This is a genomic window from Pseudomonas sp. 1152_12, assembly GCF_052850675.1.
The window spans coordinates 222,990-237,316 of record NZ_VXCW01000006.1 but is presented as its reverse complement, the minus strand read 5'-3'; the positions used below and the strand labels follow the sequence as shown (position 1 = coordinate 237,316).

The following is a 14,327-nucleotide window of genomic DNA, read 5'->3' as shown; positions in this document are numbered from 1 at the left end:
GTTAGGATAGCCGCCTGTTTCAGTCAGTCTTTTTTCGGGAGTAGCCCATGAGCGCCGTCACTCGCGCAGCGGTGGAAGCCGTTCTTCGCCAATACACCGACCCCTATTTGAACCAGGACCCGGTCAGCGCCGGCTGTGTACGCGCCATCGAGGTTCTGGGCGACCAGGTTTCAGTCCAGTTGCAACTGGGTTATGCAGCCGGTCTGTTCAAGAGCGGTTGGGCGCAGATGCTGCAAATGGCCATCGAGGGCTTGGACGGCGTACGTTCGGCCAAGGTCGACATCCAATGCGTGATCGCCGCGCACAAGGCCCAAGCGCAGATCCCGGGCCTGGCCAATGTCAAGAACGTGGTCGCTGTGGCGTCCGGTAAGGGCGGTGTGGGTAAATCCACCACGGCCGCCAACCTGGCGCTGGCTCTGGCCCGAGAAGGTGCCCGCGTGGGCATTCTCGACGCCGACATCTATGGCCCCAGCCAAGGCGTGATGTTCGGTATCGCTGAAGGCACCCGACCCAAGGTCAAGGATCAAAAGTGGTTCGTGCCGATTGAGTCGATGGGCGTTGAGGTCATGTCCATGGCCTTCCTCACCGATGACAACACGCCGATGGTCTGGCGCGGGCCAATGGTCTCCGGCGCGCTGCTGCAGCTGGTCACCCAGACCGCCTGGGGCGACCTGGATTACCTGGTGATCGACATGCCGCCAGGCACCGGCGACATTCAGCTGACCCTGGCGCAGAAAGTCCCGGTGGCCGGCTCGGTGATCGTGACCACGCCTCAGGACCTGGCGCTGCTCGACGCCAGAAAAGGCGTGGAGATGTTCCGCAAGGTCAACATCCCGGTGCTGGGCGTTGTGGAAAACATGGCGGTACACATCTGCTCCAACTGCGGGCATGCCGAGCATCTGTTTGGCGAGGGCGGCGGCGAGAAGCTGGCAACCCAATACGGCGTTGAAGTGCTCGCCTCGTTGCCGTTGGCGATGGAAATCCGTGAACAGGCTGACGGCGGCAAGCCCACTGTGGCGGCCGAGCCCGACGGGCAGATCGCTATGATCTACCAGGAGCTGGCCCGTCATGTCGGCGCGCGGATCGTCCTGCAAGAAGCAGCTGCGCCAGCCATGCCGACGATCACGGTCAGCGACGACTGATCGGTTTTGAAGGAAAACAAGCCTCGACTGTGTCGGGGCTTTTTTTCATGCCTGAGGATTCGTCAACGGTTCCCAAATACGCATTTACGCAATGGCGCGTGTAAGCATTCGCCTACTTTTGGGTAAGTGTTTGGTTTTTTTACCGCGCGTGTACGTCTTGAATTCGCGAAATATTTTTCTATCTTATTGAAATTAAACAATTATTTATTTCAATTTGAGTGCTGAAGTCTGTCAGCTCACTGTTTGGATCCCGTTGAACTTCCCTGGGAACTCTCTAACATCAGCCCTGTGTCCACGGATTGACACAGCCATCAAGGAACGATGGTTGAAGGAACGTCGCAGGATGCGATTCATCAGGACGATGAAAAGGAATACAGGGACTAGGGAAAAAATGTGGGCGGGTCATACCGCCCCTTTTTTTTGCCTGTAGAAAAGTGAAACCCACCCTGCAGAAAAGCAAAAAGGCCCGCAAGAGGCCTTTTTATTGGGTGGCGGCGCGTTTAGCGCTCGAGGTTTGCAATCTTACCTTTCTTGCCATCCCACTCCGCTGCATCAGGCATCGGATCTTTACGCTCAGTGATATTCGGCCAGATTTCCGCCAAATCAACGTTCAACTGAATAAATTCCTGCATCTCTGCCGGGACTTCGTCCTCGGAGAAAATAGCGACGGCCGGGCACTCTGGTTCACACAGGGCGCAGTCGATGCACTCATCCGGGTGGATAACCAGGAAGTTCGGGCCTTCGTAGAAGCAGTCCACCGGACACACTTCGACGCAGTCGGTGTACTTGCACTTGATGCAGTTGTCGGTAACGACGAAGGTCATTTCTAATTCTCTCCTCAGGCGGCGGCAGCGAAACCCCTTGTGGTGGGGTTCGCGAGGTTCAGGAGCGATAGTCTGCAGACCAGGCTAAAAGCCTGCAGCATCCCAAACCGCGCGAGAGTCTACCAGCTTGCAAGCGTCTGCGTTATATCCGAGTCTGCAGTGCATATAACATTTCGAGCGCTTTACGCGGCGTCAAGCCGTCCACGTCAAGCTTAGCTAACTCATCCAGCACCGGATGCGGCAAGCTGGCGAACATATCACTCTGGTGCGGCGCGCTCGGTTTGTTGCTGGCTTTGGCCGGGCTGGCCACGGGTATCTCGTGCGGCAGGGCAGTTTCTTCCAGGCGACTCAGGTGCTCGCGGGCACGCGTGATCACCTCGCTCGGCACACCGGCCAGTTGCGCCACGGCCAGGCCGTAACTCTGGCTGGCCGGTCCCGGCAGCACATGGTGCAGGAACACGATGCGCTCGTTGTGCTCAGTGGCATTGAGATGCACGTTAGCCACCAGCGGCTCGTTTTCCGGCAGTACGGTCAGCTCGAAATAGTGCGTGGCAAACAGCGTATAAGCGCGCAAGTGCGCCAAACGCTCAGCCGCCGCCCACGCCAGGGACAGACCATCAAAGGTGCTGGTGCCGCGGCCCACTTCGTCCATCAGCACCAGGCTGCGGTCGGTGGCGTTGTGCAGGATGTTGGCGGTTTCGCTCATTTCCACCATAAAGGTCGAACGGCCACCAGCCAGGTCATCGCTGGAACCGATCCGGGTGAAAATGCGGTCCACCAGCGACAGCTCGCAACTGGCCGTGGGTACAAAGCTGCCGATATGCGCCAGCAACACGATCAGCGCGGTCTGGCGCATGTAGGTGGATTTACCGCCCATGTTCGGACCGGTGATCACCAACATGCGGGTGTCATCATCCAGCGACAGGTCGTTGGCGACAAACGGCGTAGTCAATACCTGCTCGACCACCGGGTGGCGCCCCTGCACGATGCGCATGCACGGCTCGCTGACAAAACGCGGGCAGTTCAGGTCGAGGTTCAGTGCGCGCTCAGCGAGGTTGCTCAACACATCCAGTTCCGCCAGGGCGGCGGCGGTGTCTTGCAGTGGCGCCAAGCGGCTGATCAAGTCTTCGAGCAGCGCTTCATAGAGCATCTTTTCCCGCGCCAGGGCGCGGCTCTTGGCCGACAGCGCCTTGTCTTCAAACTCTTTGAGCTCAGGCGTGATAAAACGCTCGGCACCTTTAAGGGTTTGACGCCGCTGATAGTCGATTGGCGCCGACTCGGCCTGCTTGCTCGGCAACTCAATAAAGTAGCCGTGCACGCGGTTGTAACCAACCTTCAAGTTGGCCAGGCCGGTGCGGGCTTTTTCGCGGGCCTCCAGGTCAATCAGGAACTGCCCGGCGTTCTCGCTCAGCGATTGCAGCTCATCCAGCTCGGTGTCGTAACCGGTTTTCAGCACGCCGCCGTCACGGATGATCGCCGGCGGGTTGTCGATAATGGCTTTTTCCAACAGAGCCGCGAGGTCCGGGTAAGTGCCGGCCGTCACGGCGAGTTGTTGCAGGTGCGGCGTGTCCAGCTCGGTCATCGCCACTTGCAGTTGCGGCAGCGCGCTCAAGGCATCGCGCAGGCGTGCCAAGTCACGCGGCCGCGCATTACGCAGGCCGATCCGCGCCAGGATGCGCTCGATATCGCCGATTTCTTTCAGCTGTGGCTGCAGCATTTCAAAGCGATAGCCATCCAGCAGGCAGGTAATAGACGTCTGGCGCGCTTGCAGCACCGTCAGGTCGCGCAGTGGGCGGTTCAACCAACGGGTCAGCAAGCGGCTGCCCATGGCGGTCTGGCAACGGTCGACCACCGATTGCAGCGTGTTATCGCGGCCACCGGCCAGGTTGGTGTCCAACTCCAGGTTGCGACGGCTGGCGCCATCGAGCACCACGGTATCGTCCAGGCGTTCATGGCGCAGGCTGCGCAAATGCGGCAGGGCGGTGCGCTGGGTTTCCTTGGCATAGCCGAGCAAACAACCGGCGGCGCCGATGGCCAGGGTCAGGTTTTCGCAACCGAAACCTTTAAGGTCTTGCACCGAGAATTGGTGGCACAGACTCTTCAGTGCCGAATCCCGCTCAAAGTCCCACGGCGCACGACGCTTGGTCCCACGACGCTTCTCCGCTGGCAAGTCCTTAGGCCAATCATCCGGGATCAACAACTCCACCGGGTTGATACGCTCCAGCTCCGCCAACAGGTTTTCCCAGCCCTTGATCTCCAACACGCTGAAATTGCCACTGGTGATGTCCAGCACCGACAGGCCGAACAGACGCTCATCGCCCAACACCGCCGCGATCAGGTTGTCACGACGCTCATCCAGCAACGCCTCATCACTCACCGTACCCGGCGTAATAATGCGCACCACCTGACGTTCAACCGGCCCCTTGCTGGTCGCCGGATCGCCGATCTGCTCACAGATCACCACCGACTCGCCCAGCTTCACCAGCTTGACCAAGTAGCCTTCCAACGAATGGTAAGGAATCCCACACATCGGAATTGACTGCCCCGCCGACTGCCCGCGCGCGGTCAAAGTGATGTCCAGCAACTTGGCGGCCTTCTTCGCGTCTTCATAGAAGATCTCGTAGAAGTCGCCCATGCGATAGAACATCAACTGATCAGGGTGCTGGTTTTTCAGACGCCAGTACTGCTGCATCATTGGCGTGTGGGAAGACAGATCGGACGTGTTTTTACTCATTGGATAGTAGGCAAATTCGTTGAAAGTGATGGGGCAAAGGGGGCGCGTGGTCCAGTGTCGATCAGTTGCGGAGCGCGGACTTCCAAACGACGCAGGCCGAATGTGGGAGCTGTCGAGCTTCAGCGAGGCTGCGAAGGGATCGCCGCGCCGTACCTGCAGGCCGCAACGCCTGCATCGCTGAACTCCTAAAGCTCCACATCTTGCCCAATCGTGGTCGCGTAACTGATCGGCATTGGGCGCTTGGCCCAGCATTTTTTGCGATGGGCGCAAGGTTAACACGCGAAGTCGGCCCTTCGCAGTTCACAAAACGGCTAGGTAAAACACAAAAAAGGGGCGACGCAGTTATTCACATGCGCCGCCCCTTCTTACTTTCGCCCTTACTGAATGTTGCTGGGCGAATCCAACACCTTCACCACATCATCAATCACCGCTTTCACCATCTCCTGCAAGTAATGCGACGCCCAGGCGTAACGGTCCGTCTCCTTGGCCATCGCCGCATCTTCTGCGAGCCGCTTGGCAACGTGAAGAAGGTCGGAGGCGTGATGCAAGGCTTCGTGCAGGGAAACACCGCTGTTGACGCGGAATAGAGGTTGGTCGGAATGAAAGGAGAAGGGGGTGACGCCGAGGGTGGTTAACGCAGACGGATTTGTAGCGGTCATCGGTAAAGCTCCCATATCAATTGAGAGCTACCACATTCGTTATCAGGCGAATTGGGTGGCAGCTGTGCGCAGGCTGATAAACCGGAGATACAGGAACCCGGCAGACCCGAAGGTCTCCCACGCACAGCCGCCATTGCACGAAATGTTGGGCGAAAAAAAACGCCTGCAAATCGGGTTTTGAGGGCGCTTGGTGCGCCTGCATCTTGCCGGGTTATCAGGCCCGGTCGCTGAATTGGCAGCGACGGCGGGGAGGTTAGCGTGGTGGTGTGGTGGGTGCAACTAGGGAAATGAATATGTCGCTAAGCTGCTGTCGAAAAGCACATCGCGGCATGGATTATAAACGTGTCCCTGTGTGGTGACTAAATTGGCCCAATAAAAAGCCCGACTCTGGGTCGGGCTTTGAGAAGGAGGTTTGGTTGGAATCAGGCTCTTTTCGCCTCTGCCTTCATCATCACGAGATTCTGTTGCTTCGTCGCCTCAGTGAGAACCTCACTGTAAACGCGCTTTTTCTGATCAGATTTTGCGTCACGAATAAAGTCGGCAAAGGAGCTTTTTACGCCTTTGGACAAGCCCAGCTTGATCGAAATCATCAATGCGCTCCTGATGGTGGCCCGAGACTGGCCTCTAGATCGGCCCGTGTATGCTGCTCAGGGATATGGTAGTCAATCCTATCGACGCCCGCTTTGTAAAGCCGTCCAGAATTGTCGATGTGCTTGATGAGCAAATCCACGTGAACGTCGCTTCCGTACTCTAGCTTAAGCGCGTTCACTACGTCACGTGCTGCAAAGTACTGCTCGATGAAATGCTCTTTACGAATTCTTCTGCCTTCGGCCTCCTCGCGAGCCTTCACGAAATCCCAAGCAAGCATGGGGTTTTGATATACGTACAAGACCTGTACGAATCTTCCTTTTTTCAATGAGCGTTCAACATTGCTTCTGGCGACTTTGAGATTCGAAAAGGTGCCATCGAGTAGGAGGGACTGTCGTTGATCCAATGCCTGATCAATTATTTTCTCGACCAGAATTGAAACCCCTCGCTGGAAAAGCCACGAATTCGGCCCCTGATAAGCGGCAAACTCGTTGCGAAGTTCATCAGGATCGATTCGTAGAATGGGGGTGTCAGCGAATAGGTTCACAAGAGCGATTGAAGCCTCTGTTTTTCCCGCGCCGGGCGATCCAGCCATGAAGACGGATACAGGCGACTCCTCTGACGGGTAAATAGCTTTGTCTGTCAGGCGTCTGGCAATTGACTTCTTATTGGAGCGAGCAAAACGCAATGCTTCTTCTGAAATCTCAATCTCCGCGGGCGTCATCCTGTCAATATCGGGAAATGCGGCCTGTTCCATCAAACATCCCCATCGGTATCAGCGGTGTGTGAAAGACTATCACGCGGTTAAAGCCTCGCTACTCGACGAAAAATCTCCTAATACATCCTTGTCGATGCATTAAATATGCAAATTAGCATTTGCCAACCCCCAAATCTCCCGCCATTATCCCCGTTATGCAAAAACGCAACGTATCTATCGTCTTAAGAGAGCTGCTGGACCGCGACCGGATCTCCCCCACGGAGCTTCACCGGCGTACCGGCGTGCCTCAATCTACGTTGTCCCGGATCCTCAGCGGCAAGATCGTTGACCCGTCGGACAAGCACATCTCACGCATCGCCGAGTACTTCCGCGTCAGCACCGACCACTTGCGCGGGCGCGCGGCGGTGGGGGCTTTGCGGGATGACGGGCGCGACCCGATGCATTCGGAACTCAAGGACATAAGCCTGTGGGACGACGACACGCCCGTTAATGATGACGAGGTGTCGATCCCCTTTCTGCGCGAGGTTGAATTGGCTGCTGGATCAGGAAGATTCGTCATCGAGGAAAGCGAGAAGGCTAGCCTGCGTTTCGGCAAGCGCAGCCTGCGGCATAACGGTGTGCAGTTCGACCAGGCCAAGTGTGTGACGGTGCGCGGCAACAGTATGTTGCCGGTGCTGCGCGACGGCGCCACGGTGGGCGTGAATGCCGGCAAAAGCGGCATTGGCGACATCGTTGATGGCGACTTGTATGCCATCAACCACAATGGCCAGTTGCGGGTGAAACAGCTCTACCGCCTGCCTTCCGGGATTCGCCTGCGCAGTTTTAATCGCGATGAGCACCCGGACGAGGACTACAGCTTCCAGGATATCCAGGATGAGCAGATCAGCATCCTCGGTCATGTGTTCTGGTGGGGCATGTACGCCCGTTAACCTTCTTACGTAAGACCAAGCCCGCCAACGAGCGGGCTTTTTTTCGCCTGTAGAAAACCGTCAAACCCTTACCCCACAACGCTGTAAATGCATTGATGCATTTTACTGGGAAAAATAAATGCATTTGTGCATTGACTGTATATGCATACATGCATATTCTTCATCTCAAGCCAGCCAACAAGGCCTGGTGGAGGCGGCAAGGATGCTGCCAAGGAAGACAAGGAAGGCACGCAACATCGGCAAGGACGCCATCGAAGCGATGGAAGGGATGCCAGGCAACACCGGCAAGGATGCCGACGCTCTTTAGTTTCACCGCTTCAAAAAACAGGCAGCGATGAACCGGCCTTAACGGTTCAGAGGGTTGGCAACTGACCCGGGTGTGCAGCGTAAAGCACCAGAAGCAGTTATCCGGCAGACAGGGATCGTGGTCGGAAAAACATTGAGGAAAGAACCGTACCGCGCCAGTAGCGCCGAAGGTTCGAGGACATCATTACTGAAAAGCCCGGGCAACCGGGCTTTTTGGAATGCCTACCGATAAATGGATTTACCCCAACAAAGCCGGCACCGCGCCGGTAATGCTCAGCCAGGAGGCGTGACATGACAAACGAGCAGCAAGCGTTAGCGGAAATGCCTATCTGGCTGGTGATCGCACTGGCCGTGATCGGCGGTGTATCCGGCGAAATGTGGCGCGCCGACAAGGAGGGCGCGCGGGGTTGGTCGCTGATTCGGCGCCTGGCCTTGAGGTCCGGGGCGTGCGTGGTCTGCGGGGTGTCAGCCCTGATGCTGTGTTACGCCGCCGGCATGTCGATCTGGACGGCCGGCGCCATTGGTTGCCTGACCGCCATGGCCGGTGCGGATGTAGCCATCGGCCTTTATGAGCGGTGGGCGGCCAAGCGCATCGGCGTCAACCAAGGCTCCCGCCAGGACCCGCAGTAACCGTTGCAAGGACGCTACTTAAAATGACGCTTATCGAAAAACCCTCCCAACTGCCCCAAGCCATTGGCGACGCACTGCACGCCGCGTTCCCGGACCTGAAGGTCGGCACTCATCAAGACTTTCAGGGCGCCGAGGATAAAACCGGCGTATTGATCACGGTCGAGGGCAACGGCCCGGGCATTCGCTCCCGCGAAGGTCGTAAAGCCCACGCCTTGGCCATTTCGCTCAAGGCCATGGTCGCGCCGGGTGCATTGCCGTTTGATGCCTGCGACCTGGCCAGCCAACTCATGGACCTGGTGCTGGATAACCGCTGGAACCTGCCGCAGGCACAGTGCGATTTGCCGACGAATATCGTCGCCGCTCCCTCTCTGCGGGCCACTGCGCAAACGGACTACGACACTTGGACCGTTTCCTTCACGCAAACCCTCTATCTCGGGCCGGTGCTGCTCAACGATCCCACAGGCCAGCCGCTGTTTGCCCGCACTTGGGAAGTGTCGAACATCAACGACCCCGATCAATACAAACCACTGGCGGAGTAGCCCATGTTTGACGCGCTGTTACGCATGCAACTGGGGCCGATCATCGAGCGTTTAGTGGAGATGGAAACCCAACTCGAAGACTTATACCGACGCGCTGAAAGTTTCTGTCGAATCGGCGTGTGCCAGGAAGTCGATGCTGCCAGCAACACTTGTAAGGTCAGCCATGGCGACTTGCTCACACCGGCGATCCGCTTTTTCAACCCCAGCGCCGGTGCGCAGACCGAAACCCGCATCCCCACTGTGGGTGAGCAATGCCTGTTGCTCAACTACGGCGGCGGTGAGGGCGGCTCGCAGTCAGTGGCGTTGTTTGGCCTCAACAGTGATCGCTTCCCGCCGGTTTCCAGCGTGGCGACGCTGACCCGACGCCGCCATCAAGACGGCACCCAAAGCGACTACGACGACGCCAGCCACACCTTCAACTGGGTCAACGGCCCCACCACCTTCAGCGGTTCCCGCGAACAGGTCGACATCAAGGTCGGCGCTGCCCGCCTGACGCTGAGCGCCCAGAACATCACCCTGCAAGTCGGCGGCACCAGCCTGTTGCTGGATGCCGGCGGCGCGCACTTCAGCGGCCCGGTGGTGGACCACCAAGGACGCGTCATCAGCCCCCGATAAGGACATCCCATGATCGGAATCGATCGAAACACCGGGGCAGCCGTCGATGACTGGCTGCAATTCGTGCAGCGCGCCACCCGAGCGTTGACCACCCCTTTGGGCACCCGCCAGAAGCGTCCGCTGTATGGCTCGATGATCCCGCAACTGCTGGGCCAGAACCTCGGCGACGACCTGCTGATCCTCGCCCAAAGCCACGCCGCCCAAGCGTTCTACAACGCGCAGAACGGCATCGGCGACTTCCAACCCCAGGTCATCGTCGCCACCCGCCAAGGTGCCGGCCTGTTGCTGCGTTTTGCCGGCACCTGGAAAAACCGCCAACAAACCTTCGAGGTCGTGACATGAGCATGTTGATCCCCGGCCAAAACCAACTGGCGGAGCCGGCCATCGTCGCGGTAGATGAGTTCGAACCGTTGCTGGCTGAATTCAAGGCGTTCGTGGTCGATTACGTCGCCACCCGCGCGCCGCAAAGCGCAGCCAAACTCAAGGTCAGCCTCGACAACGAAAGCGAGTTACTGACCCTGGCCCTGGAAGCCTTTTGCGTGCGCCTGCAAACCCACGAGCGCAAATACAATGCGCGTATCAAGCAGATGCTGGCGTGGTGGGCCACCGGCAGCAACCTGGATGCACGCCTGGCCGACATGGGCCTGGAGCGCCAAGTACTCGACCCCGGAGACCCGGCGGCTTTCCCACCCGTGCCGTCGACGTTGGAAAGCGATGACGATGCGCGACTGCGTTATTACCTGGCGCCACACGCCCCGGCCGCAGGTTCGCGAATGCAGTATCGCCGCGAGGTTTTTACCCTCGGCGAGCGGCCTTCGGTGAACGTGCAAAGCGCGACACCGGGCGTGGTGACGGTCAGCTACACCTTTGATCCGGACGGCTATGCGGCCCAGGTCAAGGATGGCAATGGCCGACGCACTGCGCCCGGCGAAGTGATGGTCACCGTGCTTTCTCGTGAGGGCGACGGCACGCCGTCCGCCGATTTGCTTGACGGCGTTCGTCGCCATTTCGCACGGCCGGATGTGCGACCGGAGACTGACCTGGTCAGCGTGCAAGGTGCGCAAATCCTGCCGTACAAAATCCGCGTGGTCGCCAAAATCAACGCCGGCCCGGATTCGGGGCTCACTCAAGTCGCCGCACAGAAACTGCTGCAGGACTACGCAGCGTCTTGTCATCGGCTGGAAGGGCGGGTGGACCCGAGTTGGATTGACTATGCGATTCACAGTGCCGGTGCTGCGCAACTGCAGATCCTTGAGCCTCTGGCGCCGATCATTGCGACGGCCTTCCAGGCGCCGTTCTGCACCGGGGTTGAAGTGGAGGTGCGCACGCTATGAGTGAGCGCAAACCGAGCCTGTTGCCCGCCAACAGCTCGCCTTTGGAAAAAGCGCTGGATCAAGGCTTCGGTCAGTTACTCGAGCGAGTCATGCCGCCGTTTCCCGAGTTGATGAACCCGACGCATACCCCCGCCGATTTTTTACCGTATCTGGCGGCTGACCGAGGCGTGAACGAGTGGAGCGCTACTGCTCCAGAGGTCGAAAAGCGCGCAACAGTAAAGCTTGCCTGGCCGACCGCTCGGCAGGCAGGCACGCGTAAAGCGCTTGAGAACGCGGCCAAAGGCTTGCAACTGATCCCCGAAGTACGGGCCTGGTACGAACAGTCCCCGCGAGGCAAACCTTATAGCTTCGCCATCAGGGCTTTCTCCGAGCTGCCCTACAGCGAAGAAATCGATGCACGACTGGACCGGCGCCTGGCGGAGGCTAAAAGCGAGCGCGACACTTTTACTGTCACGGTGGGTTTGAGCGCGTTTGGCAGCCACTCCATCGGGGCGGCTACCGTCTGCGGTGAGCTGACCACTATTTATCCGATTGTTATCCAGGGGCTCGAAGCGTCCGGCGCGGCCTTTATGGCCTGCGGGCTCTACACGGTCGAAACCGTCACTATTTATCCACAGGGGTCCTAAATGGCCGACTTTTATACCCTGCTGACTAATGCAGGGATTGCTTATGAAACTGCCTGCAAAGCTGCTGGCGTACCGATCAAACTCGCGCAGATTTCGGTGGGTGATGGCAATGGCGCCGTCTACAACCCCGACGCCACTGCAAAAGCGCTGAAACGTGAAGTGTGGCGCGGGCCGTTGAATGCGCTGTTTCAGGATGAGAAAAATCCAAGCTGGTTGCTGGCCGAGGTGACGATTCCACCTGAGGTCGGTGGGTGGTATGTGCGTGAGGCTGGGCTTTGGACGGATACCGGGGTTCTTTACGCAATCGTTAAATACCCGGAGTCGTTCAAGCCGGTGCTTGCGACGTCGGGTTCGGGGAAAGAGTTCTATATTCGATCGATTTTCGAGACCAGTAATGCGGCGCTTGTGACGTTGTTGATTGATGACACGGTGGTTAAGGCAACGCGGGCGTGGGTGACGGGTTATGTGGCTGACGAGTTGGCCAAGCTGGATGCGAAACAGTCGGTGCGCGTGGTTTCTACCGCGAACATCGCATTGAGTGGCGCACAGCAAATTGATGGTTTTGCAGTTGTAGCGGGTCAGCGGGTGTTGGTGACTGGCCAGGCTGAATCGAGGGGCAACGGTATCTATGTTGTCGCCAACGGTGCATGGTCGCGTGCTTCTGATGCTGACAATAGCGCCAAAGTAACACCGGGTTTGACGGTTATGGTCGAGGAGGGCACAGCATTCGGTGATTCTCTTTGGGCCTTGGTCACGAATGGGCCGATAAGCCTCGGTTCGACGGCGTTGGTGTTTGAAATGCTGGTAGGCAGAACCGGTATTAAAGCGGGAACCTATAAGAGTCTCACTGTCGATAAGTATGGTCGGGCTACTGCCGGTACGAACCCGACGACTTTAGCTGAAAGCGGCATTCTTGACGCTCCGACCAAAGAAGATATGAAAAGTGCGCTGGCCGCAAAGGTATCGAAGGCCGGCGACATTATGACGGGGCCCTTGATTGCTTCCGCGGGTGTCCGCTCAAAAAAGGGTGTGCCGACCAACGACGCATCTGACATGGGCTACGCGTTCGGCGTCGATGGTGATTCTGGCTTGTTTGCGACGGAAGGCACGTTGCCACAATCCGGTAGTGAACTTCTGCTCATGTCCGACTCTACCGAATTGGCTCGATTCGGAGCTGCCAAATCAACCATTCTGAACGCGGTATTACCAGGTGCGACGACACCTACTGCGGCTCCCGAAACCAATGACACTAAGCTCGCCAATACTGCATTTGTTCAGAACGCCGTAGACGCAGCCTCAGCGAAGAAACTAGCCCTTTCTGGCGGGCAAATGACCGGAATGCTTATAGGCAAGGTAGGGACAGGCGGGCCCGGAAATCCGAACAGATGTGGGTTTGTTTTCGACGCTGATACTGGGTTGTTCAGTAGCGGCGATGGCCAGATCGAGCTGTTTGCTGATGGCGATATGTTGATGCGTAAACACACATCGGGGGCTCTTCAAATACTCAAAGGTGTTCGTGCGCCGAAAGGGCCCCCGAACCAGAGCGATTCTTCGAGCGTTTCCGGTTACTCCTTTGCTGAAGATGGCGATACTGGCATGTTCGCAGAGGGCGGCATCCCGCAGGCTGGGTCAGACATTGTCTTTCGAGTCGACAATATCGAGGCCGGCCGCATCAAAGCGGTGATGAAGTCCTCAGGGAAGAATGGTTGGGCACGTTTGCTTAATGGGCAAATTATGCAGTGGTGTGAGTTCACGGTCACTCATGTTCCTGGCGTTGCCGTGCCATGGACCATCGCCTATCCGACTTCTTTTCGTACCGCTACCTTTCAACCCATCCTAGGACTGGGTAGCGGTATTGGTCCTCATTTCCCTGCCTACAGTGTTGAAGGCTCAAGTTATTCCGGAGCTTCTGGCTTTGTATATTCAAATGACACTGGGATGCGTATTTACCGACTTTGGGCTATTGGAGAGTAAACATGACGGTCTTCTTTTGTGCGGTGACCTCAGCATTCTATGACGACGATATCTATGGTGATCAGTTGCCAAAAGACGCAATAGAGATTTCCGAGGATTTGCGTCAAGCGCTACTTGAAGCGCAATCATCGGGTAAGCAAATCACTGCGGGAAAAAATGGTCTGCCAGTCGCCGTGGACCCCCCTGCGCTGAATGTTGAACAGCAGGTTCAGCGTGAGCGATTTTGGCGAGACACCGAGCTGCTCAGGACTGACATGTTGGTGGCGCGTCATAGGGACGAACTTGATGCGGGACATATACCAACATTGACAGACGAGCAATATCGGCAATTGCAAAGTTATCGACTTGCTCTTCGTGGTTGGCCAGAGCAAACAGGCTTTCCAGACGAGTTACTTCGACCAGAAGTGCCACAGACAGGTTGAAAAAGGGCAGGAGCAGCGCGAAACATAAGACGCCCCTTTCTATTTTCCTTTAACACCAACTAACCCACACGAAAACCGCGCTGCGGTTTTTTTTATGCCCGGAGATCCACCCATGGCCAACCGCCAAACCTACACCGTCCTCATCCCATTCCCCACCGGAGGTGGCCATTGGTCCACCGCCGGCGAAGAGCTGGAACTGCTCGACGTCGAAGCATCCGCCCTGCGCACCGCCGGCCGCCTGGAACTGACCAGCGTCCTCAACTCCACCCCCAAGAAGGCTGACTAAC

General features: G+C 57.7%; 16 protein-coding genes. 11 read left to right on the top strand and 5 right to left on the bottom strand.

The genetic code is table 11. The features are described 5' to 3' along the window. The first annotated feature begins 47 nt into the window (after positions 1–47). Positions 48–1,142 (top strand): iron-sulfur cluster carrier protein ApbC, encoded by a 1,095-nt coding sequence (gene apbC, locus FW764_RS13605; protein WP_446434360.1) that lies wholly within the window; start codon positions 48–50, stop codon positions 1,140–1,142. Positions 1,143–1,642: 500 nt separating this feature from the next. On the opposite strand, the gene fdxA is transcribed toward apbC, so the two are convergent. The 5 genes from fdxA to FW764_RS13580 form a co-directional block, all read right to left on the bottom strand. After that, positions 1,643–1,966, bottom strand: a complete 324-nt coding sequence (fdxA, locus tag FW764_RS13600) for a ferredoxin FdxA (RefSeq protein WP_094952854.1) — start codon at positions 1,964–1,966, stop codon at positions 1,643–1,645. Positions 1,967–2,108: 142 nt separating this feature from the next. Beyond that, a complete protein-coding gene (gene mutS / locus FW764_RS13595) occupies positions 2,109–4,700 on the bottom strand; it encodes a DNA mismatch repair protein MutS (RefSeq protein WP_446434359.1) in 2,592 nt (863 codons plus the stop codon). A 377-nt stretch (positions 4,701–5,077) separates the two neighbouring features. Continuing rightward, positions 5,078–5,359, bottom strand: a complete 282-nt coding sequence (locus tag FW764_RS13590; protein WP_446434358.1) for a DUF3077 domain-containing protein — start codon at positions 5,357–5,359, stop codon at positions 5,078–5,080. Between the two features lie 422 nt (positions 5,360–5,781). Then, complete coding sequence (locus FW764_RS13585) at positions 5,782–5,949, bottom strand: hypothetical protein (RefSeq protein WP_177016320.1); 168 nt, start codon at positions 5,947–5,949, stop codon at positions 5,782–5,784. Beyond that, entirely contained in the window at positions 5,949–6,671 is a 723-nt protein-coding gene (locus tag FW764_RS13580; protein WP_410524794.1) for a zeta toxin family protein, read from the bottom strand. The genes FW764_RS13585 and FW764_RS13580 overlap by 1 nt, the downstream gene beginning before the upstream one ends. A 188-nt stretch (positions 6,672–6,859) precedes the next feature. Between FW764_RS13580 and FW764_RS13575 the strand changes: the two genes are divergently transcribed. From FW764_RS13575 to FW764_RS13530, 10 genes are all read left to right on the top strand, one after another. Then, entirely contained in the window at positions 6,860–7,594 is a 735-nt protein-coding gene (locus FW764_RS13575; RefSeq protein ID WP_073637233.1) for a LexA family transcriptional regulator, read from the top strand. Positions 7,595–8,191: 597 nt separating this feature from the next. After that, complete coding sequence (locus tag FW764_RS13570; protein ID WP_446434357.1) at positions 8,192–8,530, top strand: phage holin family protein; 339 nt, start codon at positions 8,192–8,194, stop codon at positions 8,528–8,530. Positions 8,531–8,553: 23 nt separating this feature from the next. Beyond that, positions 8,554–9,069, top strand: a complete 516-nt coding sequence (locus FW764_RS13565; protein ID WP_083359890.1) for a hypothetical protein — start codon at positions 8,554–8,556, stop codon at positions 9,067–9,069. A 3-nt stretch (positions 9,070–9,072) separates the two neighbouring features. Then, complete coding sequence (locus FW764_RS13560) at positions 9,073–9,684, top strand: phage baseplate assembly protein V (RefSeq protein WP_446434356.1); 612 nt, start codon at positions 9,073–9,075, stop codon at positions 9,682–9,684. 9 nt (positions 9,685–9,693) lie between these two features. Then, positions 9,694–10,026: a phage baseplate protein gene (locus FW764_RS13555; RefSeq protein ID WP_083359888.1), complete on the top strand. Its 333-nt coding sequence runs from the start codon at positions 9,694–9,696 to the stop codon at positions 10,024–10,026. Next, positions 10,023–11,018 (top strand): baseplate J/gp47 family protein, encoded by a 996-nt coding sequence (locus FW764_RS13550; RefSeq protein WP_446434355.1) that lies wholly within the window; start codon positions 10,023–10,025, stop codon positions 11,016–11,018. Before FW764_RS13555 ends, FW764_RS13550 begins: the two co-directional genes overlap by 4 nt. Next, positions 11,015–11,644, top strand: a complete 630-nt coding sequence (locus FW764_RS13545; RefSeq protein ID WP_446434354.1) for a phage tail protein I — start codon at positions 11,015–11,017, stop codon at positions 11,642–11,644. Before FW764_RS13550 ends, FW764_RS13545 begins: the two co-directional genes overlap by 4 nt. After that, positions 11,645–13,618, top strand: coding sequence for a phage tail protein (locus FW764_RS13540; RefSeq protein WP_446434353.1), 1,974 nt, complete (start codon positions 11,645–11,647; stop codon positions 13,616–13,618). Between the two features lie 2 nt (positions 13,619–13,620). Further along, a complete protein-coding gene (locus FW764_RS13535; RefSeq protein ID WP_446434352.1) occupies positions 13,621–14,040 on the top strand; it encodes a phage tail assembly chaperone in 420 nt (139 codons plus the stop codon). Between the two features lie 112 nt (positions 14,041–14,152). Beyond that, positions 14,153–14,326 carry a hypothetical protein gene (locus FW764_RS13530; protein ID WP_163005422.1) on the top strand — a complete coding sequence of 58 codons (174 nt, stop codon included), beginning with the start codon at positions 14,153–14,155 and terminating at the stop codon, positions 14,324–14,326. Position 14,327 lies beyond the last annotated feature (1 nt).

Excerpts from the sequence above, each read along its gene's own strand:
- FW764_RS13535 (WP_446434352.1), top strand. The coding sequence starts at position 13,621 with ATGACGGTCTTCTTTTGTGCGGTGACCTCAGCATTCTATGACGACGAT.
- mutS (WP_446434359.1), bottom strand. The coding sequence starts at position 4,700 with ATGAGTAAAAACACGTCCGATCTGTCTTCCCACACGCCAATGATGCAG.
- FW764_RS13585 (WP_177016320.1), bottom strand. The coding sequence starts at position 5,949 with ATGATTTCGATCAAGCTGGGCTTGTCCAAAGGCGTAAAAAGCTCCTTT.
- fdxA (WP_094952854.1), bottom strand. The coding sequence starts at position 1,966 with ATGACCTTCGTCGTTACCGACAACTGCATCAAGTGCAAGTACACCGAC.
- FW764_RS13570 (WP_446434357.1), top strand. The coding sequence starts at position 8,192 with ATGACAAACGAGCAGCAAGCGTTAGCGGAAATGCCTATCTGGCTGGTG.
- apbC (WP_446434360.1), top strand. The coding sequence starts at position 48 with ATGAGCGCCGTCACTCGCGCAGCGGTGGAAGCCGTTCTTCGCCAATAC.
- FW764_RS13555 (WP_083359888.1), top strand. The coding sequence starts at position 9,694 with ATGATCGGAATCGATCGAAACACCGGGGCAGCCGTCGATGACTGGCTG.
- FW764_RS13565 (WP_083359890.1), top strand. The coding sequence starts at position 8,554 with ATGACGCTTATCGAAAAACCCTCCCAACTGCCCCAAGCCATTGGCGAC.
- FW764_RS13545 (WP_446434354.1), top strand. The coding sequence starts at position 11,015 with ATGAGTGAGCGCAAACCGAGCCTGTTGCCCGCCAACAGCTCGCCTTTG.
- FW764_RS13590 (WP_446434358.1), bottom strand. The coding sequence starts at position 5,359 with ATGACCGCTACAAATCCGTCTGCGTTAACCACCCTCGGCGTCACCCCC.
- FW764_RS13580 (WP_410524794.1), bottom strand. The coding sequence starts at position 6,671 with ATGACGCCCGCGGAGATTGAGATTTCAGAAGAAGCATTGCGTTTTGCT.
- FW764_RS13540 (WP_446434353.1), top strand. The coding sequence starts at position 11,645 with ATGGCCGACTTTTATACCCTGCTGACTAATGCAGGGATTGCTTATGAA.
- FW764_RS13575 (WP_073637233.1), top strand. The coding sequence starts at position 6,860 with ATGCAAAAACGCAACGTATCTATCGTCTTAAGAGAGCTGCTGGACCGC.
- FW764_RS13560 (WP_446434356.1), top strand. The coding sequence starts at position 9,073 with ATGTTTGACGCGCTGTTACGCATGCAACTGGGGCCGATCATCGAGCGT.
- FW764_RS13550 (WP_446434355.1), top strand. The coding sequence starts at position 10,023 with ATGAGCATGTTGATCCCCGGCCAAAACCAACTGGCGGAGCCGGCCATC.
- FW764_RS13530 (WP_163005422.1), top strand. The coding sequence starts at position 14,153 with ATGGCCAACCGCCAAACCTACACCGTCCTCATCCCATTCCCCACCGGA.